24 protein-coding genes are annotated in these 24,861 nt (G+C 65.9%); 5 read left to right on the forward strand and 19 right to left on the reverse strand.

From position 1 onward, the window contains the following. The first annotated feature begins 1 nt into the window (after position 1). The 3 genes from trpD to lexA all read left to right on the forward strand — a co-directional run bounded on the left by trpD (position 2) and on the right by lexA (position 2,647). A complete protein-coding gene (gene trpD / locus DT343_RS05565) occupies positions 2–1,039 on the forward strand; it encodes an anthranilate phosphoribosyltransferase (protein WP_112862066.1) in 1,038 nt (345 codons plus the stop codon). Next, positions 1,036–1,830 (forward strand): indole-3-glycerol phosphate synthase TrpC, encoded by a 795-nt coding sequence (gene trpC, locus DT343_RS05570; protein ID WP_112862067.1) that lies wholly within the window; start codon positions 1,036–1,038, stop codon positions 1,828–1,830. The genes trpD and trpC overlap by 4 nt, the downstream gene beginning before the upstream one ends. 118 nt (positions 1,831–1,948) lie before the next feature. Then, a complete protein-coding gene (gene lexA / locus DT343_RS05575; protein WP_112862068.1) occupies positions 1,949–2,647 on the forward strand; it encodes a transcriptional repressor LexA in 699 nt (232 codons plus the stop codon). Here lexA and DT343_RS05580 read toward each other — a convergent pair. Continuing rightward, the gene (locus DT343_RS05580; RefSeq protein ID WP_112862069.1) at positions 2,628–4,745 is read right to left on the reverse strand and encodes a ComEC/Rec2 family competence protein; all 2,118 of its coding nucleotides are present in this window, start codon (positions 4,743–4,745) and stop codon (positions 2,628–2,630) included. The two genes, lexA and DT343_RS05580, sit on opposite strands and share 20 nt — an antisense overlap. 67 nt (positions 4,746–4,812) lie before the next feature. On the opposite strand from DT343_RS05580, the gene gltX reads away from it, so the two are divergent. Both gltX and gltA read left to right on the forward strand, forming a co-directional pair. Then, positions 4,813–6,228, forward strand: coding sequence for a glutamate--tRNA ligase (gltX, locus tag DT343_RS05585; RefSeq protein WP_112862070.1), 1,416 nt, complete (start codon positions 4,813–4,815; stop codon positions 6,226–6,228). 66 nt (positions 6,229–6,294) lie between these two features. Next, positions 6,295–7,596, forward strand: a complete 1,302-nt coding sequence (gltA, locus tag DT343_RS05590) for a citrate synthase (RefSeq protein ID WP_112862071.1) — start codon at positions 6,295–6,297, stop codon at positions 7,594–7,596. 56 nt (positions 7,597–7,652) lie between these two features. Here gltA and DT343_RS05595 read toward each other — a convergent pair whose 3' ends face one another. The 18 genes from DT343_RS05595 to DT343_RS05680 all read right to left on the reverse strand — a co-directional run bounded on the left by DT343_RS05595 (position 7,653) and on the right by DT343_RS05680 (position 24,849). Beyond that, entirely contained in the window at positions 7,653–8,645 is a 993-nt protein-coding gene (locus tag DT343_RS05595; protein WP_112862072.1) for an FUSC family protein, read from the reverse strand. Between the two features lie 2 nt (positions 8,646–8,647). Next, positions 8,648–9,817 carry a lipid-A-disaccharide synthase gene (gene lpxB / locus DT343_RS05600; protein WP_112862073.1) on the reverse strand — a complete coding sequence of 390 codons (1,170 nt, stop codon included), beginning with the start codon at positions 9,815–9,817 and terminating at the stop codon, positions 8,648–8,650. Then, positions 9,814–10,653: a UDP-2,3-diacylglucosamine diphosphatase gene (lpxI, locus tag DT343_RS05605; RefSeq protein ID WP_112862074.1), complete on the reverse strand. Its 840-nt coding sequence runs from the start codon at positions 10,651–10,653 to the stop codon at positions 9,814–9,816. Before lpxI ends, lpxB begins: the two co-directional genes overlap by 4 nt. Next, complete coding sequence (lpxA, locus tag DT343_RS05610; protein ID WP_112862075.1) at positions 10,650–11,438, reverse strand: acyl-ACP--UDP-N-acetylglucosamine O-acyltransferase; 789 nt, start codon at positions 11,436–11,438, stop codon at positions 10,650–10,652. The genes lpxI and lpxA overlap by 4 nt, the downstream gene beginning before the upstream one ends. After that, positions 11,438–11,932: a 3-hydroxyacyl-ACP dehydratase FabZ gene (gene fabZ, locus DT343_RS05615; RefSeq protein WP_045811203.1), complete on the reverse strand. Its 495-nt coding sequence runs from the start codon at positions 11,930–11,932 to the stop codon at positions 11,438–11,440. The genes lpxA and fabZ overlap by 1 nt, the downstream gene beginning before the upstream one ends. Beyond that, positions 11,929–12,942, reverse strand: coding sequence for a UDP-3-O-(3-hydroxymyristoyl)glucosamine N-acyltransferase (gene lpxD, locus DT343_RS05620; protein WP_112862076.1), 1,014 nt, complete (start codon positions 12,940–12,942; stop codon positions 11,929–11,931). Before lpxD ends, fabZ begins: the two co-directional genes overlap by 4 nt. A gap of 6 nt (positions 12,943–12,948) precedes the next feature. Continuing rightward, positions 12,949–13,554, reverse strand: coding sequence for an OmpH family outer membrane protein (locus tag DT343_RS05625; protein WP_112862077.1), 606 nt, complete (start codon positions 13,552–13,554; stop codon positions 12,949–12,951). 32 nt (positions 13,555–13,586) lie between these two features. After that, the gene (bamA, locus tag DT343_RS05630) at positions 13,587–16,067 is read right to left on the reverse strand and encodes an outer membrane protein assembly factor BamA (RefSeq protein WP_112862078.1); all 2,481 of its coding nucleotides are present in this window, start codon (positions 16,065–16,067) and stop codon (positions 13,587–13,589) included. 29 nt (positions 16,068–16,096) lie between these two features. Then, on the reverse strand, positions 16,097–17,314 hold the full coding sequence (locus tag DT343_RS05635; protein ID WP_112862079.1) for a M50 family metallopeptidase: 1,218 nt from the start codon (positions 17,312–17,314) through the stop codon (positions 16,097–16,099). Positions 17,315–17,341: 27 nt separating this feature from the next. Next, positions 17,342–18,538 (reverse strand): 1-deoxy-D-xylulose-5-phosphate reductoisomerase, encoded by a 1,197-nt coding sequence (gene dxr, locus DT343_RS05640; protein WP_112862080.1) that lies wholly within the window; start codon positions 18,536–18,538, stop codon positions 17,342–17,344. Beyond that, entirely contained in the window at positions 18,535–19,353 is an 819-nt protein-coding gene (locus tag DT343_RS05645) for a phosphatidate cytidylyltransferase (RefSeq protein ID WP_112862081.1), read from the reverse strand. The genes dxr and DT343_RS05645 overlap by 4 nt, the downstream gene beginning before the upstream one ends. Next, on the reverse strand, positions 19,353–20,126 hold the full coding sequence (gene uppS / locus DT343_RS05650; RefSeq protein WP_112862082.1) for a polyprenyl diphosphate synthase: 774 nt from the start codon (positions 20,124–20,126) through the stop codon (positions 19,353–19,355). Before uppS ends, DT343_RS05645 begins: the two co-directional genes overlap by 1 nt. Positions 20,127–20,163: 37 nt before the next feature. Continuing rightward, positions 20,164–20,721: a ribosome recycling factor gene (gene frr, locus DT343_RS05655; RefSeq protein ID WP_055809105.1), complete on the reverse strand. Its 558-nt coding sequence runs from the start codon at positions 20,719–20,721 to the stop codon at positions 20,164–20,166. A gap of 39 nt (positions 20,722–20,760) precedes the next feature. Continuing rightward, positions 20,761–21,495, reverse strand: a complete 735-nt coding sequence (gene pyrH, locus DT343_RS05660) for a UMP kinase (protein WP_045811327.1) — start codon at positions 21,493–21,495, stop codon at positions 20,761–20,763. A 127-nt stretch (positions 21,496–21,622) separates the two neighbouring features. Continuing rightward, entirely contained in the window at positions 21,623–22,564 is a 942-nt protein-coding gene (gene tsf / locus DT343_RS05665; RefSeq protein WP_112862083.1) for a translation elongation factor Ts, read from the reverse strand. 111 nt (positions 22,565–22,675) lie between these two features. Beyond that, on the reverse strand, positions 22,676–23,539 hold the full coding sequence (gene rpsB, locus DT343_RS05670; RefSeq protein ID WP_017503967.1) for a 30S ribosomal protein S2: 864 nt from the start codon (positions 23,537–23,539) through the stop codon (positions 22,676–22,678). Between the two features lie 226 nt (positions 23,540–23,765). Beyond that, positions 23,766–24,362: a DUF4142 domain-containing protein gene (locus tag DT343_RS05675; RefSeq protein ID WP_112862084.1), complete on the reverse strand. Its 597-nt coding sequence runs from the start codon at positions 24,360–24,362 to the stop codon at positions 23,766–23,768. Positions 24,363–24,462: 100 nt separating this feature from the next. Then, the gene (locus tag DT343_RS05680) at positions 24,463–24,849 is read right to left on the reverse strand and encodes a DUF3224 domain-containing protein (RefSeq protein WP_220116478.1); all 387 of its coding nucleotides are present in this window, start codon (positions 24,847–24,849) and stop codon (positions 24,463–24,465) included. Between the last annotated feature and the right edge of the window lie 12 nt (positions 24,850–24,861).

Genomic DNA, 24,861 nt, shown 5'->3' on the forward strand with positions numbered 1-24,861 from the left:
CATGGGCGACGGGTTCAAGCCGATCCTCGCCCGACTGGTCGAGGGCCATTCCCTGACGTCCCAGCAGGCGCACGACTTCTTCGCCGCCTGCCTGCGCGGCGAGCCGACCCCGTCGCAAGTCGCCGCCGCCGTCACCGCCATGCGGATGCGCGGCGAGACCGTGGACGAGATCGCCGCCTTCGCCGGCGCCATGCGTGAAGCTGCCCTGACGCTGGATCATCCCTATGAGGTGATCGACACCTGCGGCACCGGGGGCGACGGTCACCACACCTACAATATCTCGACCGCCGCCGCCTTGGTTCTGGCTGGCGCCGGTCTGAAGGTCGCCAAGCATGGCAACCGCGCAATGTCATCGAAATCAGGATCTTCCGACGTCTTGTCGATCCTCGGCGTGAATCTGATGGCGTCGCAGGCGCAGCAGAAGAAGGCGCTGGACGAGGCCGGGATCTGCTTCTTGTTCGCGCCTGCCTATCACGGGGCGATGCGTCATGTCGGACCGGTGCGGGCCGAGATCGGTTTTCGCACCGTCTTCAACCTGTTGGGACCGCTTTCCAATCCAGCGTCTGCAAAGCGACAGGTGATGGGCGTCTATGATCCGCGCCTGCTTGAGCCCTTGGCGGAAGTGCTGGGCCGGCTCGGCGCCACACGCGCCTGGACCGTTCACGGCCAAGGCTTGGACGAACTGGCGACTTCCGGCCCCACGGACGTCGCCGAATGGAAGGACGGCGCGGTTCGTCGCTTCCAGATCACGCCCGAGGATGCCGGCCTGCCGCGCGCCTCTATCGCAGACATCCGTGGCGGCGACGCCGAGGAGAACGCCGTCGCCCTGCGCGTGCTTTTGGCCGGCGCGGACGGACCCTACCGCGACATCGTCCTGCTGAACGCCGCCGCCGCCTTGGTTGTGTCAGACCGCGCGGCCGATCTGGCGGAGGGCGCCGCGCTCGCGGCTGCCGCAATCGACGACGGTCGAGCCGCCGAGGCGCTGGATCGCCTGGCCCGCATCACCTCCACGCCGCTGGAAAGCGAAGAGCCCGCATGACCGACGTTCTGGACCGTATCGCCGCCTACAAGCGCGAGGACGTCGCCGCCCGCAAGGCTGCGACCTCGCAGGACGCGATCGAAGCCCTGGCCCGCGCCGCATCGACCCCGCGCGGCTTTCGCGCCGCGTTGGAGCGGGTCGGAGAGGAAACCGGTCGTCCCGCCCTGATCGCCGAGATCAAGAAGGCCAGTCCGTCCAAGGGCCTGATCCGGCCCGATTTCGATCCGCCGGCTCTGGCCCGCGCCTATGAGGCCGGCGGCGCGGCCTGTCTGTCGGTGCTGACCGATGGCCCCAGCTTCCAGGGCGACGACGCCTATCTGGGCCAGGCCCGGGAGGCCGTCGCCCTGCCCTGCCTGCGCAAGGATTTTCTTGTCGATCCTTGGCAGGTCGCCGAAAGCCGCGCCTTGGGCGCCGATTGCATCCTGATCATCCTCGCCATGATCGACGACCGTCTGGCGGCCGAACTTCTGTCCGAGGCCGAGCGGTTTGGCATGGACGCGCTGATCGAGACGCACGACGAGGAAGAAATGGCGCGCGCCTGTGCGCTCGGCGGCGATCTGGTGGGGGTGAATAATCGCTCGCTGCGCACGTTCGAGGTCGATCTTGAAACCACGGAGCGGCTGTCCATGCTCAGCCCCGTGAGCGCTCTGCTGGTCGCAGAGAGCGGCATCTTCACGCCCGACGACGTGGCGCGCGTCTCGGCTGCCCATGCTCAGGCGATCCTGGTCGGCGAGAGTCTGATGCGCCAGGACGACGTCGAAGCCGCAACACGCCGACTGCTCGCGGCCTGAATGTTCCGGCGGCGTCCAGCGCCGCCGTTAAGTTGACATTAGCAAGGAACACTTACAGAACATCGACAAATGTTCACGGCCCGTTCCGATTCGTCGGCGGGCGCATGAGGGCCTGGCGATGCTCACGCGCAAACAGCACGAACTGCTGATGTTCATCCACGAACGCATCCAGGAGACCGGCGTCTCCCCTTCGTTCGACGAGATGAAGGAGGCGCTCGATCTGGCCTCCAAGTCTGGCATTCACCGGCTGATCACGGCGCTGGAGGAACGCGGCTTCATCCGCCGTCTCGCTCACCGCGCCCGCGCGTTGGAAGTCACGAAACTGCCCGAACAGGCGACGGCCGGCGCGCCGCGCGGTCGCGCCGGGTTCAGGCCCGACGTCATCGAGGGCGGCGGCGGCGTCAGACCTGCGGCCCCGATGGCGGCCAACGACACCCGCGAGCTGCCGCTGATGGGCAAGATCGCCGCCGGCACGCCGATCGACGCAATCGAGCATGAAACGGCGCGCTATCCGGTTCCGGAATCCATGCTGGGCTCAGGCGAGCACTACCTGCTGGAGATCGAAGGCGACTCCATGATCGAGGCCGGCATCCTGAACGGCGACATGGTGGTGATCAAATCGACCGACAACGCCGCCTCCGGCGAGATCGTGGTGGCTCTGGTCGAGGGCGAGCAGGCGACGCTGAAGCGCCTTCGCAAGAAGGGCGCCTCGATCGCGCTGGAACCCGCTAACCGCAACTACGAGACCAAGATCTACGGCTCGGATCAGGTCGTGGTTCAGGGCAAGCTGGTCGGCCTCATGCGCCGCTATCACTGACGTCCGGGTCGGACTGACGCGTCCAGGGGCGGTCGCCGCGAACGTCGGCCGTCCACACCGCGCGCCATCGATTCGGCTCGCCAGAGCTAACGCGCCACAACTCCACCGCCCCGCCCCGCGCAAAATCCACCCTGTCCAAGACAAGGCGATCCTGACAGGCGCTTGGGATCGACGCGACAACGGCGCGGACGCTGACAACGGGCGCTGCGCGGCATAACGTCTCCATTTGATCGGAGCTCGGCGACTTCCGCCCCCACCAGATCGCCACGGGACCCGCCTCATTGGTGTCCGGTCGACAGGAGAAGCGGTCGCAGACCCAGCCCGTCTCCGACCGATCCATCATGGTCAGCCCGCGTCGCCGCGACCAGAGATCCACCGCAAACTCGCGCACGCCAGGCCGGACCACGACGGCCGCCTGATCACGGTGAAAGGCGGCGTTCGTCCCGCCATCGCCAATCCAAAGGTCCGGCGTCGGATCACGCGGCCAGATCAGGACGGCGGCTGCAAAGGGCAGTCCCAACCAGCGCAGGCGGCCCTGCCACAGACAGACGAGCAACACGCCCAGAAAGGCGATGGGCAGCACATAGTTCGGCGCGCTGGCGACGGTTCTGACCGCGCCGGGCAATCCCGCCGTCCAGGCGCCGATCGCCAGCATCAGATCGACACCCCATCCCGCGACCGCCAGGAACGGTCCCCCCAGCCCCAAGGGTTCTAGCGCTGCGCCCAAGGCTAGGGCTGGCATCAGGATGAAGTCCGCCACAGGCGACGTGCCGAGATTGGCGAGCAGTCCGTACATTGCGGTGCGGTTGAAATGCTGCATGGCGAACGGTCCCGTCGCCAATCCTGCGACGACGCTGGCCGCCACAGCCGCCGTCAACCAACCGCCCAGCCGTTGGACTGCCAGGATCGGCCAGGGCGCGGATATTTCGCGCGGGCGCTTCAGCCAGGCCTCAACCAGGGCGACCAAGGCCGCCGTCGCCGCGAACGACATTTGGAAACCCGGCGTGACGATGGCTTCAGGCTGTATCGCCAAAACGATGAAGGCCGCCACAGCCAGGCCGTGCATCGTGACCGCCTGTCGGTCCAGCAGGATGGCGAGAAAGGCGATGGAGGCGGTGATCGCCGCCCGCTCGGCCGGCGGCGGCGCGCCCGACACCACCAGATAGACACCGACCGCCGTCAGGCCCGCCAATGCCGCGACCTTCTTGCCGTGAACCCGCAGGGCCAACCACGGCCAGGCCGCCACGCCCAGCCGCACGGCGAAGAATACGAACCCGCCGACGATGGCCATATGCAGCCCTGACACCGACAGGATGTGCGCCAGGCCGGAATCGCGCATCACGTCCATGTCCTCCTGACTGATCCAGGCTTCATGGCTGGTGGTCATGGCGGCGGCGATCCCGCCGGTCCGTTCGCCGAGCCTTGCCACGATCCGCTCGGCCAGTGCGAAACGGGCGCCGTTGACCGCCATTTCAAGTCGAAGTCGCCACGGCGGCGGGGCAAGCTCGGCCCCACGCGTTTCGCCCAAGGCAAACGCCACGCCGCCCATGCCCTGAAAGAAGGCGTTGCGGCCGAAATCGTAGGCGCCGGGGCTGGCCGGCGCAGGCGGCGGATTCAAAATGGCGAACAGGCGGATCGCTTCGCCGGGCCGCGGCGGCTCGCCCCGCACCGTCGCTCGCAAACGCACCGGCGTCTGCTCTGGCGTCAGTCCGCGGATCCAGACCGGCGCAATCACGACCCGCGCGCCTCGCTGCCCCGGGCTGTCGACATCGACGACCCAGGCTTCGATCAAGGTCGGTTCGCTGAGGGCGGGCGCGATCGGCGCGGCGACGGCTTGGGTGCGCACCTTGGCCGCCGCCAACCCGCCTGAAAGGCAGGCCAGCATCAATAGCAGCCAAGTCAGACGCCGCGACCAGCCGCGCCGGCGCGCCACGACCCACAGCCCAAAGGCCAAGGCGGCGCCCAGCAACAGTGGCCACAAGACCGGCTCGGCTCGCAGGGCGAAATAGACGCCTCCGCCCGCTCCGAATGCGACCGGCGCCCATAGCCGCCATCTCAGGGTCTGTGCAGCGACCTCGGCGTGCAGCCAGGCGCGCAATCGCGCAGCGGGGGTAGGTTTTGCCGCGTCGGGGCGTATAAGGGCCTCGCTTACGGACCCCTCCCCCATGACCTCACCTTCCTCGACTGTCGTCACCCGCTTCGCCCCCTCGCCGACAGGCTATCTACATATCGGCGGGGCGAGAACCGCTTTGTTCAACTGGCTGTACGCTAAGAGACACGCTGGGCGTTTCTTGATCCGTGTCGAGGATACCGACCGCGAACGCTCGACGGACGAGGCGGTGAAGGCCATTTTCGACGGCCTGAGTTGGCTGGAGCTGTTCGCCGACGACGAGCCGGTGTTCCAATTCAGCCGGGCCGATCGCCACCGCGAGGTGGTCGATCAACTGCTCGAAACCGGCCACGCCTATCGCGACTTCACCTCGGCCGAGGAGACCGGTCGCCTGCGTGACGAGGCCAAGGCGGAAAAGCGCACTTTCGAATCGCCCTGGCGCGACCGCGAGCCGGCCGTCGACGATCTGGCCCTGCCGCACGTCGTGCGCTTCCGGCGGCCAAAGGCGACGACGGTCACGGTGGCCGATGAGGTCCAGGGCGACGTGAACTGGTCCACCGACGACTTGGACGATCTGGTGCTGCTGCGTTCGGACGGCGCGCCGACCTATAATCTCGCCGTCGTCGTCGACGACCACGACATGGGGGTGACCCATGTCATTCGCGGCGACGACCATCTGAACAACGCCGCGCGCCAGAGCCTGATCTACGATGCGCTGGGCTGGACGCGGCCGACCTTCGCCCACATCCCCCTGATCCACGGACCGGACGGCGCCAAGCTGTCGAAGCGTCACGGCGCCCAGGCGGTGCATGAATACGCCGAGATGGGCTACTTGCCTGAGGCCATGCGCAACTATCTGGCCCGCCTGGGCTGGGCGCACGGCGACAACGAACTGTTCAGCGACGCCCAGGCCATCGAATGGTTCGATCTCGCCGGCATCGGCAAGGCGCCGGCGCGCCTGGACTTCGACAAGCTGGCGCACGTCAATTCGCACTGGCTGCGTCTCGCCGACGACGAGCGGCTCGCCAAGCTGACGCTGGATGCGCACCTGCAGAAGGGCCACGTCTTGGCGGAGGCGGACGAAGCCCGGCTTCAGCGCGCCATGCCTTTCGTCAAGGATCGCGCCAAGACGATCCTCGATCTGGCCGACCAGACGGCTTTCGTACTGAAATCGCGCCCGCTGACCCTGGACGATAAGGCGAAGGCGCTGCTGTCCGGTGAGACGCTGGATCGCCTCGCCCGTCTGCGCGAGCGGCTGTCCCTGTTCCAATCTTGGGATGTCTTCGCGCTGGAAGCCGAGCTCAAGGCCTTTGCGGAATCCGAGGGCGTCGGGTTCGGAAAAATCGGCCCACCGATGCGCGCGGCGCTTACCGCAGGGTCAACATCACCTGATATTGCACGAACTTTGTCGGCTCTTGGGCGCGACGAAAGTCTCGGGCGCTTGGATGATGCGCTGCAACAGACTAAGTGATCACCCACAAACCAAAAAGCGGCCGACGCCTCCCCGCGCCTGGACGTGTGATGCAAAGGGGCATTCATGACTGAACAAGCCAAACCCGCCGGCTCGGCGACCCTGTCCTTCGAGGACAAGACGATCGAGTTGCCGGTCCTTTCGGGCTCCACCGGCCCGGACGTCATCGACATCCGCAAGCTCTACGCGGGAACGGGCGCCTTCACCTTCGATCCCGGCTTCACCTCGACAGCGGCCTGTGAATCGGCTCTGACCTATATCGACGGCGACGCCGGCGTGCTGCTGCACCGCGGCTATCCGATCGACCAGCTGGCGTCGAAGTCGAACTTCCTGGAAGTCTGCCACCTGCTGCTGCACGGCGAACTGCCGACCGCCGCTCAGTTCGAGAAGTTCGAAAACAGCATCACCACGCATACGATGCTGCACGCCCAGTTCGACCGCTTCTTCGAGGGCTTCCGCCGTGACGCCCACCCGATGTCGATCATGGTCGGCACCGTCGGCGCCTTGTCGGCCTTCTATCACGACAGCCTGGACATCCATGATCCTGTGCAACGCGACATCTCGGCCATTCGCCTGATCGCCAAGATGCCGACGATCGCGGCCCGCGCTTACAAATACCACGTCGGTCAGCCATTCATCTCGCCGCGCAACGACCTGTCCTACGCTGAAAACTTCCTGCGCATGTGCTTCGCCGTGCCGGCCGAAGACTATCATGTCGATCCGGCCCTGGTTCGCGCCATGGACCGCATCTTCACCCTGCACGCCGACCATGAACAGAACGCCTCGACCTCGACCGTGCGTCTGGCCGGTTCGTCGGGCGCCAATCCGTTCGCCTGTATCGCCGCCGGCATCGCCTGCCTGTGGGGCCCGTCGCACGGCGGCGCCAACGAAGAAGCGCTGAACATGCTCAAGGAAATCGGCACGCCCGACAAGATTCCTGAGTTCATTCAGGGCGTGAAGGATCGCAAGTACAAGCTGATGGGCTTCGGTCACCGCGTGTACAAGAACTACGATCCGCGCGCCAAGGTCATGCAGCAGTCGGCCTATGAAGTGCTGGCCGCCACCGGCCGCGAGAACGATCCGCTGTTCCTGGTCGCCAAGGAGCTGGAGAAGGTCGCCCTGTCGGACGAATACTTCACCTCGCGCAAGCTGTTCCCCAACGTCGACTTCTATTCCGGCATCACCCTGTCGGCGATGGGCTTCCCGACCACCATGTTCACCGTCCTGTTCGCCCTGGCCCGCACCGTGGGCTGGATCGCTCAGTGGCAGGAAATGATGGCCGATCCGTCGCAGAAGATCGGTCGTCCGCGTCAGCTCTACACCGGCCCGACCGAGCGCGATTACGTTCCGATCGAACAGCGCGGCTGATACGAAGGCTAGAATGCAAAACGCCGGGGAGACATCCCCGGCGTTTTTCTTTGTCGTCAGACCAGCTTCAGATCCGCGAACCGGGCAGCCAGGTCGTCCAGATCGCGGTGCATATGCGCCACGCCGATCGCAGCAGCGCCCAGAGCCACATCGTCGCCCTCGACAGCCATGGACAGAGCCAGGCTTTGGTCGATCGCACCCATGGGCTGGGCGGCCCTGCCTTCAGACAGAGCCCTGAGTTGCTCCACCGCGCGCTCCGCGTCCTGCGACCAGGGATCCAGCCGTGCGCCTGCACCCTCGGCCTGGAAACCGCGCCCTAGGATGACGATGTCGCTGCGCACGCGCCAGAAGGCGCGCACGAGCGCGGCCCGGTCGGCGGTCTCACGTTGCGGGCCGGGCAGATCTATGACGTTCTTGGCCGCCTGACCCAGCGCATCCAGCCGCCGCTTAAGGTCGGCATGACGGCGCGAAATCTCGGCCGCATCCTCCGGCGCGGCTTTTGAGACCAAAGCCAACAGCCCCGCCGCTTCCCCCGCCGCCTCGCGCGCTTGAAGTTTGAACGACTGCCCGGCATGACGCGGAAACAGCGCCAGGATCGCCAGCACGCCGACGCCGCTGCCGACCAGGATTTCCATCACCCGATCCAGCGCCAGGGACGCCGGCCCTTCCGCGCCCGTCCCGCCGGCGATGACGATGGTCGCCGTCACGGGCGCGACCTTCAGCCAAGGCCGCCCGGTTGCAAAAAAGGCCAGCAGCCCCGCCGAGATGGCGATGCTCAGGGCCATGCTCTCCAGGCCGGGCGGACGAATGAAGGCGAAGACCGCCCCCGCCAGCGCCCCGGTCGCCGTGCCGATGGCCCGGTCGCGCGCAACGGTCAGGACGCCGCCGCCGACGCTCGCCTGGATGACGACGATGGCGGAAATCACGCTCCAGTATGGGTGCGGCAGGTTCAGCCAGGTCGCGAGATAGAGCGCAGCCATCGCGCCGACCGCCATCTGAAGCGCAGCGCGGACCTCGGCCGCACGTCGCGGACTGAGCGCCCGCGCCATCGTCAGCTCGCCGACTTGGCGGCGATGACCCTGAGCACGGCGTCGGCAGCCAGTTCGGACGGGTCCGGCCCTCCGCGTCCCATCAGGTCCAGTGCCGCCGTCTGGCGACGCGCCTGTTCGGCCGCCAAGGTCGGGTCGGCCAGCAGCCGCCCGACCGCCGCCGTCAAAATGGCCGGGGTCGCCTCGTGCTGAATGAACTCTGGCGCGATCCGGTCGTCAGCCGCGACATTGAACAAAGTGATATGTTTGGCCGTCACGAACCTCTTCATCAGCTGATAGCTGAGCCCGTCGATCTTGTAGGCGATGACCATCGGCGCGCCCGCCAGCGCCAGTTCGGTCGACACGGTGCCGCTGGTGGCCAGGGCGACGGTCGCGGCGCGCATGGCGTCATATTTTTCGGCTTCGTCGACCAGATGAACGCGGAAGGGCCAAGCGGCAACGCGGCCGGCAACATCGTGAGCCACCGTCCCCGCGGCGACCACGGCGACTTCCAAGCCGGGATTCGTGGTCTTCAGTTTTCTGACCGTCGCCTCATAGACGGGGGCCATTCGAGTGATCTCACTGGGCCGGCTGCCGGGCAGCACCAAGAGAAGCTGCGCATCGGCCGCGATCGCACGACGCGCGCGGAACGCTGCACCGTCCGCAGCATCCACGTTCATGTGAAGCGCAGACGAACCGACCACGGTCGTCGGCAGGCCCTCGCGCTCGAACCAGGGCGCATCAAATCTATAGAGGGCAAGAAGATGATCGACTGCGCCCGCCAAGGTCTTGGCCCGGCCGGGCCGCGAGGCCCAGACCTGAGGCCCGACGTATTTGATCAGCGGCAAGTCAGGTCGCGCGGCCCGGATCGCCTTTGCCACACGGATGGTAAAGCCCCAACTGTCGATCAGAACCACGGCGTCGGGCTTTTCCTGCTCGGCCAGCGCCGCCGTCTGCTCGACACGCCGCTTGACCTTGCCATAGGCGCGCAAACCCTCGATCCAGCCCAGGATCGACAGTTCGGCGATATCGAAGGGGCTGACCACGCCTTCGGCCGCCATCTTGGGCCCGCCGACGCCGACAAAGGCCACATCGTCCCGCAACCGCGCCTTCAACGCCCTGGCCAGACCGGCGCCCAACGCATCGCCCGAAGCCTCCGCCGCCACCAGCATGACCTTCAGCGGGCGGCTCACCGATCCTCACCCCAGACGAACAGGCCGAGACGGTTCGCTATCTCGACGATGGCGTCGCGATCAATCAGGATCAAACGCCCGGCCACGCCGCCTATGCCCGCCAGACCCGCCGCCGCCGCCATTTCGACGGTGCGCGGCCCGATCACGGGCATATCGACGCGCAGATCCTGAATGGGCTTGGGCGCCTTACCGAGCGCGCCCCTGGGGCTATCAACCGCTCCACGTAAATCGGCGGGCAGGCCGGCGACACGGGTCAGCATGGCGTCCGTGCCTTCCTGCGCCTCGACCGCGAGGACCAGGCCGTCACAGACCACGGCGCCCTGACCAATATCGAGTTCACCTGATTTTTCGGCGACATGCAGCGCCTTCTTCAGATCGGCTAGCTGCTCCTCGGTCGGCGAGACGGCGCCCAAGGCACCCGCGCCAAGCGTGTCGCCGCCCAGAATGTCGTCGGCGCCCTCGACGGCGAAGCCTTCGGCCTCAAACACTGACAGGATTTTACGCAGCAGAGCGTCATCCCCTTTGGAGGCCGCGGCGACGATGCCCGGCAACAGGGTCGCCCCCGTGAAGTCGGGTTTCAACGTCTTGAAATCCGGCCGATTGACGATGCCCGCCAGACAAACGGTCGTGCAGCGCTCGGCCTTCAACGCCTTCAGGATCGCGCCGATCTGCGCCATGCCGAATTCGGCGCCGGGCCAGCGCGCCAGATGCTCATCGGCAAACCCGGACAGTCGGATCACGAAAACCGGCCGCCCGACCGCGTCGCAACGCGCCGCGACGGCCGCCGGCAGATCGCCGCCGCCTGCGATCAGACCCAGCTTTCCAGCCGCGCTCATTCCGCGTTCGGCAGACACAGCGGACGCCGCCCGCCGTCGCGGATGAAGGCGATGATCTCCATGATCTCTGGCAGGTCGGCATAGCGTTCCGCCACGCCATCGATCCGACCGGCGAACTCGTCCTCGCCCTCGAACAGATCACGATAGGCCGCGAGCAGACGCCGGACCTGATCCTTGCCGTAGCCCTTGCGCTTCAACCCGATCAGATTCAGCCCACGCAGCCGCGCATGATTGCCCCAGGCCGAGCCATAAGGAATGACGTCGCGCGTCACCGCCGCCAGACCGCCGATGATCGCGCCCTGCCCCACGCGGCCGTTCTGGTGCACCGCGCACAGTCCGCCCAGAAACACCTTGTTCCCCACCTCGGCGTGACCGCCAAGGGTCGCGTTGTTGGCCATGACGACATTGTCGCCGACGACGCAATCGTGACCGACATGGGCGCCGGTCATGAACAGGTTGTTCGAACCCACAACCGTAACGCCCGTCCCCTGCGGCGTGCCCCGATTGAAGGTGCAGTGCTCGCGGATCAGGTTGTTCTCGCCGATCTCCAGCCGAACGGTCTCGCCCTTGTAGCCATTGTGCTGCGGGTCGCCGCCAATGACGGCGAAGGGGTGGATGACCGTTCCGGCCCCAACCGTCGTGTCCTGCTGGACCACGACATGGCTGACCAGACGCACATTATCGCCCAGCACCACATTCGGCCCGACCGTGCACCATGGGCCGACCTCAACCCCTTCGCCCAGGGTCGCCGTCGCGTCGATCAGAGCCGTGGGATGAACGGTCATCAGGCCGCCGGCCCAGGCGCCGGAGCAGGCACAGTCACGACCATGGCCATAAACTCGGCTTCGGCCGCCAGCTTGCCGTCGATGAAGGTCTCGCCCCGGAACTTGTAGGCGTCGCCCCGCGCGCGGATCACCTTGACCTCCATGCGCAGTTGGTCGCCGGGCCGCGCGGGCTTTCTGAAGCGAACCCCGTCGATCGACATGAACATGATGACCTTGTCGGCCACGGCGACATCCAGCGTCTTGGACATCAGCAGGGCGCCGGTCTGGGCCATGGCCTCGACGATCAGCACGCCGGGCATGACGGGATCGATCGGGAAGTGACCGGGGAAGAAGGGTTCGTTGTGGGTGACGTTCTTGATGCCGACGATCGAGGTCGCGGGCACGAAGTCTTCGGCCTTGTCCACCAGCAGGAAGGGATAACGGTGCGGCAGCCGCCGCATCACCTCGGCGTAATCGATCTTGCCTTCGACGGCAGTCGTGTCGCTCATCCCTATGATTCCTTCGGAGCCTTCTTCGATGAGGCCTGTTTGGCGAGCCAGACCGTCTCGCGCAAGAACTGTCGGATCGGACGCGCCGGATAACCCGACCAGGTCTCGCCGGCGGGAACATCGGACAGCACACCGGCGCCGGCTGCGACGCGCGCGCCCTCGCCGATCGTGATGTGGTCTCCGATCCCCGCCTTGCCGCCGAAGATGACATTGTCGCCCACGGTCACCGAGCCCGAGATGCCGGTATTGGCGACCAGCAGGCAGTTGCGGCCGATGACGCAGTTGTGGCCGACCATGACCAGATTATCGATCTTGGTGTTCTCTCCGATGACCGTGTCGTCATAGGCGCCGCGGTCGATGCACGAGTTGGCGCCCACCGTAACACCGTCCTGAAGAATGACGCGTCCGAGTTGGGGAATATCCATGATGCCCGCCGCTGTCCCCGTGGCGCCGAACCCCGCTTCGCCGATCCGCGCGCCGGAATACAGCTTCACCCGGTCGCCGATCAGCGCAAAGGCCACGCTGACGTTGGCGCCGATCACGCAATCGCGGCCGATCTGCACGCCCGGCGCGATGACGCTGTTGGCGCCGATGCGGGACCCGCGACCGATGCGAATGCCCTGTCCCAGGATCGCGCCTGGTTCGACCACGACGCTGTCGTCCTCGGCCGCCTCGTCGCGGCTGATAGCTTTATCCAGGAGTATGGGGCGATGAAGCGCCAACGACGCCTTGGCCCAGGCGGCTTGAGGCGTGCGCGAGACGATGACGGCGGCGGACGACGGCGCGGCGTCCTTTGCCTCAGCCGGCACGATGACGCAGCCGGCCTGGGTCGTCGCCAGCGCTGCGGCGAACTTTCGGTCGCCCAGAAACGCGATCGCGCCCCCATCGGCTGAGGTCAGGGGCGCGACAGAGGCGATCATGCGATCCCCGCCCCTCTCGACCTCTCCGCCAATCCTAGCCGCCAGATCGGCGACGCTGAGCGGTGACAAGGTCTCGAAGAAGCGGAGATCGGGCATCGAGAATTAGCGGGCGGCGGCCGGTTGCGCCTGCGTTTGAGCCGGCACAGCCATACGGTTGAAGCTCAGGGTCGGCAGGGCCGTGTTCAGGCGCTGGATCGCCAGATCGGTGACGTCCATGGCCGGGTTCATCATGAAGACGCTCTCGCGGTCCAGCAGCAAGCCGCAGCCCTTCTCCTGATACAGGGCGGTCAGGATCGGCGAGACAGCCTCGGTGATGGCTTGACGCTGCATGCCCAGGGTGTAGCGCAGCTCGTTTTCGCGGGTGGCTTCCAGCTGTTGGGCCTCTTGGGCGCGCTGCTGCAGGGCCTGGCGGCGCTGTTGCAGTTGGTCGGCCGGCAGGCTCGAACCCGAGGCTTGCAGTTGCTGCGCGTCCGACTGGATGGACGTGGCGTAGGGTTGCAGTTCGCCCTGAACTTCCTGGGCCAGCTGTTGCATGCGGGCTTCGACGGCCTGACCGGCCGACGACTGGGCCAGCAGACGCGCGTTGTAATAGACGCAGACGCCAGGGATCACCGGGCCGGGATTGGCGGGGGCGCCGGCCTGTTGCGCCGAGGCGGCCGTGGCGATGAGCGAAGCAGCGGCGGTCGCCGCGATGATCAGAGCTTTCATGGTGTTTCCTCGTGCGGTCGAAAAAGCCGCGATTAGAACTGAGTGGAGGTCGAAAAGCGGAAGGATTCCGTCTTGTCGTAGTCTTCCTTGGACAGAACCTTGGAGATGTCGAAGCGGATCGGACCCATTGGCGACTTCCAGTGGATGCTGATGCCGGCCGATGCGCGCAGCGACAGCTCATCGGCGATATTGGTGTTCACCGTCCCGGTGGACGTCAGCTTGTAGCGGTCGTCCAGCACGCCCAGGGTACCGACATCGGCGAACAGCGAGGTCTTGATGCCGTATTGCTCGGGCAGATAGTTCGGCAGGGTCAGTTCCACCGTGCCGATGGCGTAGAAGTTGCCGCCCAGGGCATCCGTCGTGGTCAGATCGCGCGGCCCCATACCGGCGGTTTCAAAGCCGCGGAAGCTGTTGCCACCCTTGAAGAAGCGGTCATTGATGCGGATGGGGTCGCCGTTCCAGCCACTGACGTAGCCGGTCGAACCCTGAACGCTGACGATCCAGCTCGGCGTGAAGCCGTAGTACCAGCTCGCATCAGCCTCGGTCTTCACATAGTTCACATCGCCGCCCAGGCCTGCGAGGTCCTGACGCAGCGACCCGGCCCAGCCGCGCGTCGGGCGGATCGGATCGTTGGTGTAGTTGACCTGCAGCGTATAGCCAGCCGACGAGTTGATGAAGCTGCCGACCTGATCGCACAGGGCGGAGGAGCCTCGCCCCACGCCGTTACAATAGCCGTCCGGCACGATGATCTCGTCGGACTTCAGGAAGTAGCGCGTGCTGAGCAGCATATTGCCGTTCAGCGGATAGGACAGGCGCAGACCGCCGCCCGTCGAGCGATAGTCGTACGACGAATACTGGCTCAGGTCGTAGCGCGAGTGGAACAGGTCGAAGCCGGCGCGCAGATCACGTCCCAGGAACTTCGGCTCCGTGAAGCGGAAGTCGACCTGCTGGCGCAGCGAACCCCATTCCAGACGGGCGACCACGTTCTGACCGCGCCCACGGAAGTTCCGCTCCGAGATGCCCAGGTTAACCGTGAAGGAGTCGACGGAGCTGAAACCCGCGCCGACAGACAGTTCGCCGGTGGGCTGCTCCTGAACATTGACGTTGATGACCGAACGATCCGGCGCGCTGCCGCGCGTCTCCTCGACCGTCACGTCCTTGAAGAAGCCTAGGGCGCGCAGATTGTTGCGCGAGCGCTCCATCAGGGCGCGGTTGAAGGCGTCTCCCTCGGTCAGCAGCAGTTCGCGGCGGATCACCGGGTCGATCGTGCGGGTGTTGCCGACCACATTGATGCGATCGATGTAGACCCGCTGGCCCTCGGACACATTGAAGGTCACATCAACGGTGTCGGTCTCGGGATTGGCCTTGTAAGTTGGATTGATCTCGACGAAGGCGTAACCGGCCGAACCCGCCGCAAACGTCAGAGCGTCGACGGCCTGCTCGATCTTGTCGCTCTCATACAGCTGCCCTTCCCGGATCGGCACCAAGGCCTTCAGGAAGTCGGCGTTCAGCCGGTCGTTCTGGGTGACGACCTTGATCTCACCGAAGTTGTACTTGTCGCCTTCATTCAGCGTCAGGGTCAGCTGGAACGCCTTATCGTCCGGCTGCAACTCGGCGACCGAGGACACCACGCGGAAGTCATAATAGCCGCGATTGGTGTAGAACTTCCGCAACTGCTCCTGATCGTATTCCAGGCGGTTGGGATCGTAATTGTCGTTGTTGGAGAAGAACTTCCACCAGGTCGACTTCTCGGTGACCATCACGCCGCGCACGTCGCGATCCGAAAACGCCTCGTTGCCCAAGACGTTGATGGCGCTGATCCCGGTCTGCGGGCCTTCGTTGATCTCGAAGATCACATCGACGCGGTTCTGTTCCAGTTGGACCAGCTTGGGTGTCACGGTCGCGGAGATACGGCCTTGCAGGCGATACAGTTCGACGATGGCGCCGACGTCTTCCTGAACCTTGGCGCGGGTATAGATGCCGCGCGGCGCCAGGGTCACTTCCTTGGTCAGCTTGTCCTTCGACAGCGCCTTGTTTCCCTCGAACACCACCTGGTTGATGATCGGGTTCTCGACGATCTGGACGATCAGGTCGCCGTTCTGGATGCCCAGTTGCACATCGGCGAACAGGCCCGTGCGCGACAGGGTGCGCACCGCGACGTCCAGCACCGAGGCGTCGACCGCATCACCGGGACGGATCGGCAGATAGGACAGGACCGTCGTCTGGTCGATCCGCTGCGCGCCCTGAACGATGATGCGATTGATCGTGATCGTCTGCGGCGCAGCGATCTCGACACGCGGTTCGGCGGCGCTCGCCGGCGCCTGAGGCGTGGCGCTCTGAGCGGGGGTTTGGGCCGGCGTTCGAGCCGGCGCAGCAGGCGTCGTAGTCGGCGAAGTTTGGGCCGGCGCAGTCTGGGCCAGCGCGGGTGCGCCCAGACCGGCGGCGACCGCCAGAGCCAGCAGGCTGGAGCGGGCGCTCAGTCGAACGGCGGCGCGAGAGGTCATGTCATTCATTCGGGAAACCGTCGGGGGCTGGCGTCGGCTCACGAGACGAGCCCGCCGAGGAATTGGAAGATATTGAGCTTCTGTAGGTCGTTCCACGTTGCGAACAACATAAATCCCGCCAAAAGCGCAAGGCCTGCACGATAGCCCATCTCTTGGAACCGCGCCGACACAGGCTGTTTCGCCACAGCCTCATAGCCGTAGAAAAGCAGATGCCCGCCGTCGAGGACCGGAATGGGAAGCAGATTTAGAAAGCCGATTCCGATCGAAAGTATGGCGGCCAAGGTTGTCAGCGTCAGGATCAGGTTGATCGCCATGGCGCCCGGCGCTGGATTGGCTTCGACCGCAGCCGTGGTCAGCGAGCCCGTCGCCTTGGCCATGCCCAACGGACCGCTGAACTGATCGCCCGACTCGCGGCCCGTCGCCAGGCGTCCGAGGTAGGTCAGGGTCGAGCCGATGACGTCGGCCGTTTGGCGCGCTCCCTCGGCGACAGCCTCGACGGGGCCATAGCGCACGTGGCGGACATCGCCGGCCGACGAGCCCAGCCCCAGGCCGATGCGGCCGACCTTGACGCGTCCGGCGATGGGGTCGTTTTCCTCGCGACGTTCCGGCGTTGCGACCAGCTCGACAGGACGCCCGGCGCGCTCGACCGTGAAACGCACGGGATCACCGGTCGAAAGCATGACGGTGCGGGTGACCGCGCTTCCGTCCTTGATGGCCTTGCCGTTCACCTCGGTGATCAGGTCTCCGACTTGGAAACCGGCGGCGGCGGCTGGCGATCCCGCCTGGACCTGAGCAACACGCGCGGGGCGCAGAGACACGCCGACGGCCATGAAGACGACGGCGAAGATGGTGATGGCCAGGATGAAGTTCGCGATGGGCCCGGCCGCGACGATCAGGGCGCGCTGCCACACCGGCTTGAAGTGGAAATAATCACGCTCGGCGCCCGGTCCACGCTCGGCGACCACGCGGCTGCGCAGTTCGTCCAGTCCGGCCCGGTCGGGCACGCTGGACGCATCCAGATCGCCCGAGAACTTCACATAGCCGCCCAGCGGCAGCCAACCGAGACGCCATTCGATGCCGTGACGGTCTGTGCGGCTTGCCACGGCCTTGCCGAAGCCGACCGCGAACCGGTCCACCTTCACCCCAAAGGCGCGCGCGACAAGGAAGTGACCCAGTTCGTGGATGGTGACGATGAACGTCAGCACCAGCAGGAACGAGGCGATGGAGATCAGGACCTGACCCAGGACGCCCAGCATTCGAAAATCGTCTCCACTGGCCTGCTGTCAGGCCGCATTCGCAAGGCCGGCGATGACGCTCTCGGCCATTCGACGCGTCTCGGCGTCGACCGAAAGGGCCGCGCCGCAGGCGTCTCCAGAACCGAAAGCCATCCCCGCTTTCGTCGCACGCTCAAGGGTTTCGGCGACGACTGCGGCAATATTGAGAAACGCCAGCTTGCGGTCAAGGAAGGCGAAGGCGGCGACCTCGTTGGCGGCGTTGAACACGGCGGGCGTCGCGCCGCCCGCCTTCAGGGCCTGACGCGCCAGATCGAGAGCGGGAAAGCGCGTCAGATCGGGCGCTTCGAACGTCAACCGACCCAGCGCAGCCAGATCCAACTTGGGCGCCGGCCACGCGATCCGATCCGGCCAGGCCAGGGCGCAGGCGATCGGCGTGCGCATATCCGGCGGTCCCATCTGGGCCAGCGTCGAACCATCCACATATTCCACAAGGCTGTGGATGATCGATTCGGGGTGCACCACGACGTCGATCCGATCCTGCGGCGTATCGAACAGATAAGCCGCCTCGATCATCTCCAGGCCCTTGTTGGCCATGGTGGCGCTATCGACTGAAATCTTGGCGCCCATGCTCCAGTTAGGGTGGGCGACGGCCTGTTCCGGCGTGATGGCGACCATCTGCTCGCGCGGCGTCTTGCGAAAAGGCCCGCCCGATGCGGTGAGGATCAGCTTGGCCACCCGCTCAGGCGCTTCGGCCGGAAACACCTGGAAGATGGCGGAGTGCTCGGAATCGACGGGGATCAAGCGCCCCCCTGCCCGCTTAACCCGTTCGATCAGGGCGGGGCCGCAGCAGACCAGGCTTTCCTTGTTGGCCAGCGCCAGGGTCGCGCCCGTTCCCGCCGCCGCCCAGGCGGACTTCAAACCCGCCGCTCCGACGATGGACGCCATGATCCAGTCGGCAGGTCGCGTCGCCGCCTCAACGATGGCGGCGTCGCCGGCGGCGACAGCGACGTCCGTGCCGGACAAGGCGTCGCGCAGGTCGTCCAACCGCGCAGGATCGGCGGTCACGGCCAGCTTGGGCCGCCAGCGTTTGGCCTGCTCGGCCAGTTTGGCGATGTTTGAGCCGCCCGTCAGGGCCTCGACCTCGAACGCGCCTGTGCCCGTCGCCTCGGCTTGAGCCATCAGGTCCAGCGTGGAAGCGCCGACCGATCCGGTCGCGCCAAGCACGGTGATGCGACGCCGGATCACGCCCCACGCTCCAGCATCAGGACGATCAGTCGGCCCGCCGCGACGACGACGACCGCGAACATCAAACCATCGACACGGTCCAGCAGACCGCCGTGGCCGGGAATGGTGTTGCCCGCATCCTTGACCCCGAACCGTCGCTTCAGCGCCGACTCCCACAGATCTCCCGCCATGGTCGCCAAGGCCGCGGCCAAGCCCAGCACAGCCCCCCAGACGACGCTCAAGGCCCCCATATTGACCCAGGCCGTCATGACGGCGCCCGCAACCGCGCCGGCCGCAACGCCGCCGATGAACCCGGACCAGGTCTTGTTCGGCGAGAAGCGCGGCCACAGCTTGGGTCCGCCAAAGGTGGATCCTGCCAGGTAGGCCACGATGTCGGCCGACCAGGCGACGGCGAAGACCAGCACGGTCCAGTGCAGCCCGATCAAACTGTCGACATCGCGCAGCCAGATCAGCAGGACCGAAGGCCAGCCGAGATAGAGCACGCCATAGGCGGCATCCAGCGCCTCCTGCCCTCGGCTGCGGGCATAGACTCCGGCCGCGACCGCGCCGAACACCAGCATGATGAAGGCGACGGACATGGCGCCGAAATGGGCGCTGATCACCGCCGCCACGACGCCGAAGCTAACCGCGCCGCCCATGACGCGGCGTGCATGCGGCGCGCTCATGGCCGCCCATTCGAACGCCAGGACGACGCTGGCGACGATCATCAGCGCCAGGAACCACACGCCGCCGCCCCACGTCGCAGCGACGGCGGCGGGCGCCAGCACGACGGCGGACGCAGCCCTGAGGGCGATATCCCGACCCTTGACCGCCATCAGGCCGTCGCGCGCTCAGGCGCGATCACACGTCCGCCGAAACGGCGATCGCGCTGACCAAAGGCCGAGATCGCCTCAGCCAGCGCCTTCGGGCCGTAGTCGGGCCACAGAATGTCTTGGAAGACGAGCTCGGCGTAGGCGGCCTCCCACAACAGGAAGTTCGAAAGCCGCTGCTCGCCCGACGTGCGCACGATCAGATCAAGCGGCGGCGAGCCCGCCGTGGCCAGGCCTGAGGTCAGGATCGCTTCGTTGAAAGGCTCGACCGTCTCGCCCGCCAGCACCCGCTCCATATGGCGACGCGCCGCGTCCACGAGATCCGCGCGACCGCCGTAGTTGAAGGCGACCTGCAACAGGAACCGGTCGTTATGGGCGGTCTGGGCCTCGGCCCGTTCGATGATGGCGGCGATGTCGGCCGGCAGTCCCTGGCGTCGTCCCAGAATCTTCAGCCGGACGCCGGCCTTGGTCAGCCGGGCCAGATCGCTGGCGACGTAGGACCGCACCAACCCCATCAGGTCCGACACCTCGTCCTCAGGCCGGCTCCAGTTTTCGGTCGAGAAGCCGAACACCGTCAGGCAATCGATGCCCAGATCTGGCGCCGCCTGGATCGTGCGCTTCAGCGCCTGGACGCCCTCACGGTGGCCCAAGGCCCGCGGCAGGCCGCGCGCCTTCGCCCAGCGTCCATTGCCGTCCATGATGATGGCGACGTGGCGCGGGCCGTCCTGACCCTGCTTGTCTGGGCTTTGGCCTGAAGGCGCGGCGCGGTCTGCCGTCATCTGTCGTGCGATCCCTTCCGGACCCAGCCGTTTCGCCTCAGACCTGCATGATCTCTTGTTCCTTGGTCTTCAAGGTCTCGTCGATGCGCTTGATGGCCGCGTCGGTGTCCTTCTGGACCTCGGTCTCCATCTTCTTTTGCTCGTCCTGGCTGATCTCGCCGGCCTTCTCGGCCTTCTTCAGGTCGTCGTTGGCGTCGCGGCGGACGTTGCGAACCGAGATTTTCTGCTGCTCGGCGTATTTGCCGGCCAGCTTGACCAGGTCCTTGCGGCGTTCCTCGGTCAGAGGCGGCACCGGAATGCGCAGGGTCTGGCCGTCCACGATCGGGTTCAGGCCCAGATTGGCGTTGCGGATCGCCTTTTCGACGGCGACCACCATGCCCTTGTCCCAGACGCTAACGCTGATCATGCGTGGCTCGGGCACGCTGATCGCGGCGACGGCGGTCAGCGGCGAGGCCGAGCCGTAGGCTTCGACCCGCACGGGCTCCAGCAGGCCGGCGTTGGCGCGGCCGGTGCGCAGACCGCTGAACTCTTCCTTCAGTGCGGCGACGGAGCGATCCATGCGGTCGCGATAGGTCTTGAGGTCAGGCTTTGCCATGGTCTTGGTCTCTCTTGTCTTTCCTGGTCAGGCGAACGTTCAGGCGACGTCCTGAATGACCGTGAACGTGCCTTCGCCGGTCAGGGTCCGGCGCAGCGAATTGTCTTCCCGAATGGAGAAGACCACGATCGGTATGCCCGTGTCGCGCATCATGGCGATGGCTGAGGCGTCCATGACGCGCAGATCCTTGGCCAGAACATCCTGATAGGACAGGGTCTCGTAACGCGTCGCGTCGGGATCCTTCTTCGGGTCGGCGGTATAGACCCCGTCCACGCTGGTGCCCTTCAGCAGCGCGTCGCAACCCATTTCGGCCGCACGCAGCGCTGCGCCCGAGTCCGTGGTGAAGAACGGTGCGCCCACGCCGGCGGCGAAGATCACGACCCGGCCCTTTTCCAGGTGCCGCAGGGCGCGACGGCGGATGTAGGGTTCGGCGATGGCCGCCATCGGAATGGCGCTCTGCACGCGGGTCGAGACGCCGATCTTCTCCAGCGCCGACTGCATGGCCAGGGCGTTCATGATCGTCGCCAGCATGCCCATATAGTCGGCCTGGGCGCGCTCCATGCCGGCCGCCGCCTTGGACAGACCGCGGAAGATGTTGCCGCCGCCGATGACCAGGCAGATTTCGACGCCCTCGGCCGCGACGTCCGCGACGGCCTTGGCCACCGCATCGACGGTCTTCATGTCGACGCCGAACGACTGGTCGCCCATCAGCACCTCGCCCGAAACCTTCAGCAGGACGCGTTTGTAGCGGAAGGTCGAGGGGGCGTCGGGCATGCGGGAAGGTCCGTTTGACTGCGGCGCCATTGAATCAGGCGGCTTCTTATAGACGAAAGGCGCGCCGGCCATCAAAGCCGAACGCGCCCTTCTGATACAAAACCCTCACGAATGAGGGGAATGTTTTTTAGTTGCCGCCCATCATGGAGGCGACTTCCGACGCGAAGTCGGGGCCTTCGACCTTCTCGACGCCTTCACCCAGCGCCAGGCGGACGAAGCCGGCCAGGTGCAGATTGGAGGAGCCCAGTTCCGTGGCCGAGTTGGCGACCAGTTGTTCGATGGTCACGTCCGGATCCATGACGAACGGCTGCTTGGACAGCACCACGTCCTTCTGGAACTTGTTGATCTGACCTTCCACGATCTTGGCGATCATGGCTTCCGGGCGACCTTCTTCCTTGGCCTTTTCGGTCAGAACGGTGCGTTCCTTCTCGATGGCGGCGGGGTCCAGGTCGTCGGTGTTCAGCGACAGCGGCGCGGTGGCGGCGACGTGCATGGCGATCTTACGGCCCAGTTCGCGAAGCGCGGTCTTGTCGCCCTCGCCTTCCAGCGCGACCAGCACGCCGATACGGCCGACGCCCGGCGAAACCGCGTTGTGGACGTAGGTCGAAACGACGCCTTCCGACACCGACAGGCGGGCGGCGCGACGCAGTTGCATGTTCTCGCCGATGGTGGCGATCATGTTGGTCACTTCGTCCTGGACCGTCTTGCCGGCTTCCAGTTCGGCGCCGTGCAGGGCCTCGACGGAATGGTGCTCCAGACCCAGCTGGGCGAACGACTTGGCGGCGTTCTGGAACAGCTCGTTACGGGCCACGAAGTCGGTTTCGGCGTTGAACTCGATGGCGGCGGCGACTTCGCCCTTGCCGTCTTCCTTCGACGCGACGGCGACCAGACCCTCAGCGGCGACGCGGTCGGCCTTCTTGGCGGCCTTGGACAGGCCCTTGGCGCGCAGCCAGTCGATTGCTGCTTCGATGTTGCCGTCGTTTTCGACCAGCGCCTTCTTGCAGTCCATCATGCCGACGCCCGAACGCTCGCGAAGCTCCTTCACGAGGGCGGCAGTGATCTCGGCCATGTTCTTCTCCTTGGGGGATTTCGTATGTGGGAACGGCCGGACTGATTTAGCCCGGCCGTGTGTCAGTTCGTCAGGCGGCGCTCAAGAACGCGAACGCCGCCCGGCGGGCGATCAGCCCTCGGCCTTCTCGGTTTCAGCAGCCGGCTCAGCAGCGGCTTCCAGTTCGGCGGCGGCGCCTTCCGTGCCGGCCGGCGCGGCTTCGGCTTCAGCCTTGGGGGCCGAGGCTTCACGCAGCATCGGCTCAACCGGGGCTTCCGAAGCGCCCAGGTCGATGCCCGAGGCCGAAGCGCCGGCGGCCAGGCCGTCCAGGACGGCGTCGGCGATCAGGTCGCAGTAGGTCTGGATAGCGCGGGCGGCGTCGTCGTTGCCGGGGACCGGATAGGTGATGCCGTCCGGGTCCGAGTTGGTGTCCAGGATGGCGATGATCGGGATGTTCAGCTTGCGGGCTTCCTGGATCGCGATCGCTTCCTTGTTGGTGTCGATCACGAACATGATGTCCGGGATCGAACCCATGTCCTTGATGCCGCCCAGCGACAGCTCAAGCTTGTCCTTCTCGCGCTGCAGGTTCAGCAGCTCTTTCTTGACGCGGCCTTCGCCGCCGTTTTCCAGAATGCCTTCCAGCTCACGCAGACGAGCGATCGAGCCCGACACGGTGCGCCAGTTGGTCAGCGTACCGCCGAGCCAACGGTTGTTCATGTAGTACTGGGCGCAGCGCTTGGCGGCTTCGGCGACCGGCTCTGCGGCTTGGCGCTTGGTGCCGACGAACAGAACGCGACCGCCCTTGGCGGCGACTTCGCGCACGGCCACCAGAGCCTGGTGGAACAGCGGCATCGTCTGCGACAGGTCGATGATGTGGATGTTCGAGCGCGAGCCGAAGATGTAGCGGTCCATCTTCGGGTTCCAGCGGTGCGTCTGGTGGCCGAAGTGGGCGCCGGCTTCAAGCAGGGTGCGCATCGAGAATTCAGGCAGAGCCATGATCGTTCAGTCCTTTTTCCGATCAAACGTGGCGCGGGGGATTAAAGGTCTGAAGACCCTCGGAATGGTGCGGATCGGGATGTCTCCCCGAAGCGCGCCTCTCCCGCGTTGCGAAATGCGGGGGCCATGTAGGCCGGATGGGCCGCAATAGCAAGCGCAGCCCTGCAAATGCGGAAAAGGCGGCCCCTTTCGGGACCGCCTTTGGTCAGCAACGCGACGGTTGCTTTTACTTCATCGCGTCCAGCAGGGTTCGGGCGCGGTCGCGGTGCGCGGTGACCGGCGTCACCAGTTCGCGCGCGAGAGTCGCCAGAGCCGGCGCTTCGGTGTTATCGGCAAAGCCGTTCAGCAGCGTCAGCGTCTCGTTGTGAGCCGTGACCTGTTGATCCAGATAGACCTTGTCGAAGTCGTCCGGCGTCGCGGCGTTCAGATTGTCGATCAGGCCCTTGCGGCGCTCGTCCAACGTCGTGGGAATGGCGACGTTCGGGGCTGCGGTCGCCTGAGCGGCGGACAGCTTCTCGCTGGCGGCGGTGTGATCCTTTGTGATCATGGCGGCCAGGGCCTTCACGTCCGCATTCTTGGACTTGGCGGCGGCGATCTTGGCGGCTTCCAGCTCATACATGTTGCCGGTGCCCAGGCCGGTGACGAAACCGTCGACGGTGTTGGCACCCATGGTCATGGCCGAGGTCTGGCCGACGACGCCGGACGTGGCGTCCTGGGTGGCGTTGACCGCTTCGCCGGTGTTCTGGGCGGCGCTGTCGCCACCCTGGTTGCAGGCGGCGAGAAGGGCCAGCGAGGCGACGCTGGCGATGGCGAGATATTTCATTGGAACAGTCTCCCTATGGACTGGCCAAACCCATCACGCGCCCGTGAGGTTCCCAAAAAATCAAAAGCTTGACCATTGATCCGGGGCTCACGGTCGACCGCTAGGGAAGCTTGTATTCCAGATCGTAGCGATGAACGCCGCCCTCGATTTTCAGATGAAAGACGCCCGCAATCCCCGCCAAATCGCCTTCGCCGGAACCGGGAACGATGGTGATCAGCAAATCCTGGCTGCCCGCCTCCATGACGCCTCGATGGACCAAGGTGAAGGCGCCGCGTCGTCCGTCGAGCACCCCCGACACGCGTTCCATCGCGACATAGGCGCCAGAGCCATTGTTCAGAAGGCCAAGCATCTCGCCGGCGCCCTCGCCTTCCAGATCTCCGTGAAAGGTCTTGGACAGGCGCATCCGGCCCGGCGCTCCGGCGGGTGAGGCGGCGTCGGCCTCGACGGGTGTCATCTGGACCTCGAAGGTTCCAACAGCGTGGGACATGGTCTGGTTTTC

The organism is Brevundimonas vesicularis, from assembly GCF_900445985.1.
Classification (GTDB): Bacteria; Pseudomonadota; Alphaproteobacteria; order Caulobacterales; family Caulobacteraceae; genus Brevundimonas; species Brevundimonas vesicularis_D.

Bases quoted from the DNA above. Each gene is read 5' to 3' on its own strand.
- frr (WP_055809105.1), bottom strand. From the start codon at position 20,721: ATGGCAAAGCCTGACCTCAAGACCTATCGCGACCGCATGGATCGCTCC.
- DT343_RS05625 (WP_112862077.1), bottom strand. From the start codon at position 13,554: ATGAAAGCTCTGATCATCGCGGCGACCGCCGCTGCTTCGCTCATCGCC.
- DT343_RS05595 (WP_112862072.1), bottom strand. From the start codon at position 8,645: ATGGCGCGGGCGCTCAGTCCGCGACGTGCGGCCGAGGTCCGCGCTGCG.
- bamA (WP_112862078.1), bottom strand. From the start codon at position 16,067: ATGAATGACATGACCTCTCGCGCCGCCGTTCGACTGAGCGCCCGCTCC.
- gltX (WP_112862070.1), top strand. From the start codon at position 4,813: ATGACCTCACCTTCCTCGACTGTCGTCACCCGCTTCGCCCCCTCGCCG.
- lpxD (WP_112862076.1), bottom strand. From the start codon at position 12,942: ATGCCCGATCTCCGCTTCTTCGAGACCTTGTCACCGCTCAGCGTCGCC.
- lpxA (WP_112862075.1), bottom strand. From the start codon at position 11,438: ATGACCGTTCATCCCACGGCTCTGATCGACGCGACGGCGACCCTGGGC.
- DT343_RS05680 (WP_220116478.1), bottom strand. From the start codon at position 24,849: ATGTCCCACGCTGTTGGAACCTTCGAGGTCCAGATGACACCCGTCGAG.
- trpC (WP_112862067.1), top strand. From the start codon at position 1,036: ATGACCGACGTTCTGGACCGTATCGCCGCCTACAAGCGCGAGGACGTC.
- lpxI (WP_112862074.1), bottom strand. From the start codon at position 10,653: ATGAGCGCGGCTGGAAAGCTGGGTCTGATCGCAGGCGGCGGCGATCTG.
- lexA (WP_112862068.1), top strand. From the start codon at position 1,949: ATGCTCACGCGCAAACAGCACGAACTGCTGATGTTCATCCACGAACGC.
- DT343_RS05645 (WP_112862081.1), bottom strand. From the start codon at position 19,353: ATGGCGGTCAAGGGTCGGGATATCGCCCTCAGGGCTGCGTCCGCCGTC.
- tsf (WP_112862083.1), bottom strand. From the start codon at position 22,564: ATGGCCGAGATCACTGCCGCCCTCGTGAAGGAGCTTCGCGAGCGTTCG.
- gltA (WP_112862071.1), top strand. From the start codon at position 6,295: ATGACTGAACAAGCCAAACCCGCCGGCTCGGCGACCCTGTCCTTCGAG.
- uppS (WP_112862082.1), bottom strand. From the start codon at position 20,126: ATGACGGCAGACCGCGCCGCGCCTTCAGGCCAAAGCCCAGACAAGCAG.
- trpD (WP_112862066.1), top strand. From the start codon at position 2: ATGGGCGACGGGTTCAAGCCGATCCTCGCCCGACTGGTCGAGGGCCAT.
- DT343_RS05635 (WP_112862079.1), bottom strand. From the start codon at position 17,314: ATGCTGGGCGTCCTGGGTCAGGTCCTGATCTCCATCGCCTCGTTCCTG.
- DT343_RS05675 (WP_112862084.1), bottom strand. From the start codon at position 24,362: ATGAAATATCTCGCCATCGCCAGCGTCGCCTCGCTGGCCCTTCTCGCC.
- rpsB (WP_017503967.1), bottom strand. From the start codon at position 23,539: ATGGCTCTGCCTGAATTCTCGATGCGCACCCTGCTTGAAGCCGGCGCC.
- pyrH (WP_045811327.1), bottom strand. From the start codon at position 21,495: ATGCCCGACGCCCCCTCGACCTTCCGCTACAAACGCGTCCTGCTGAAG.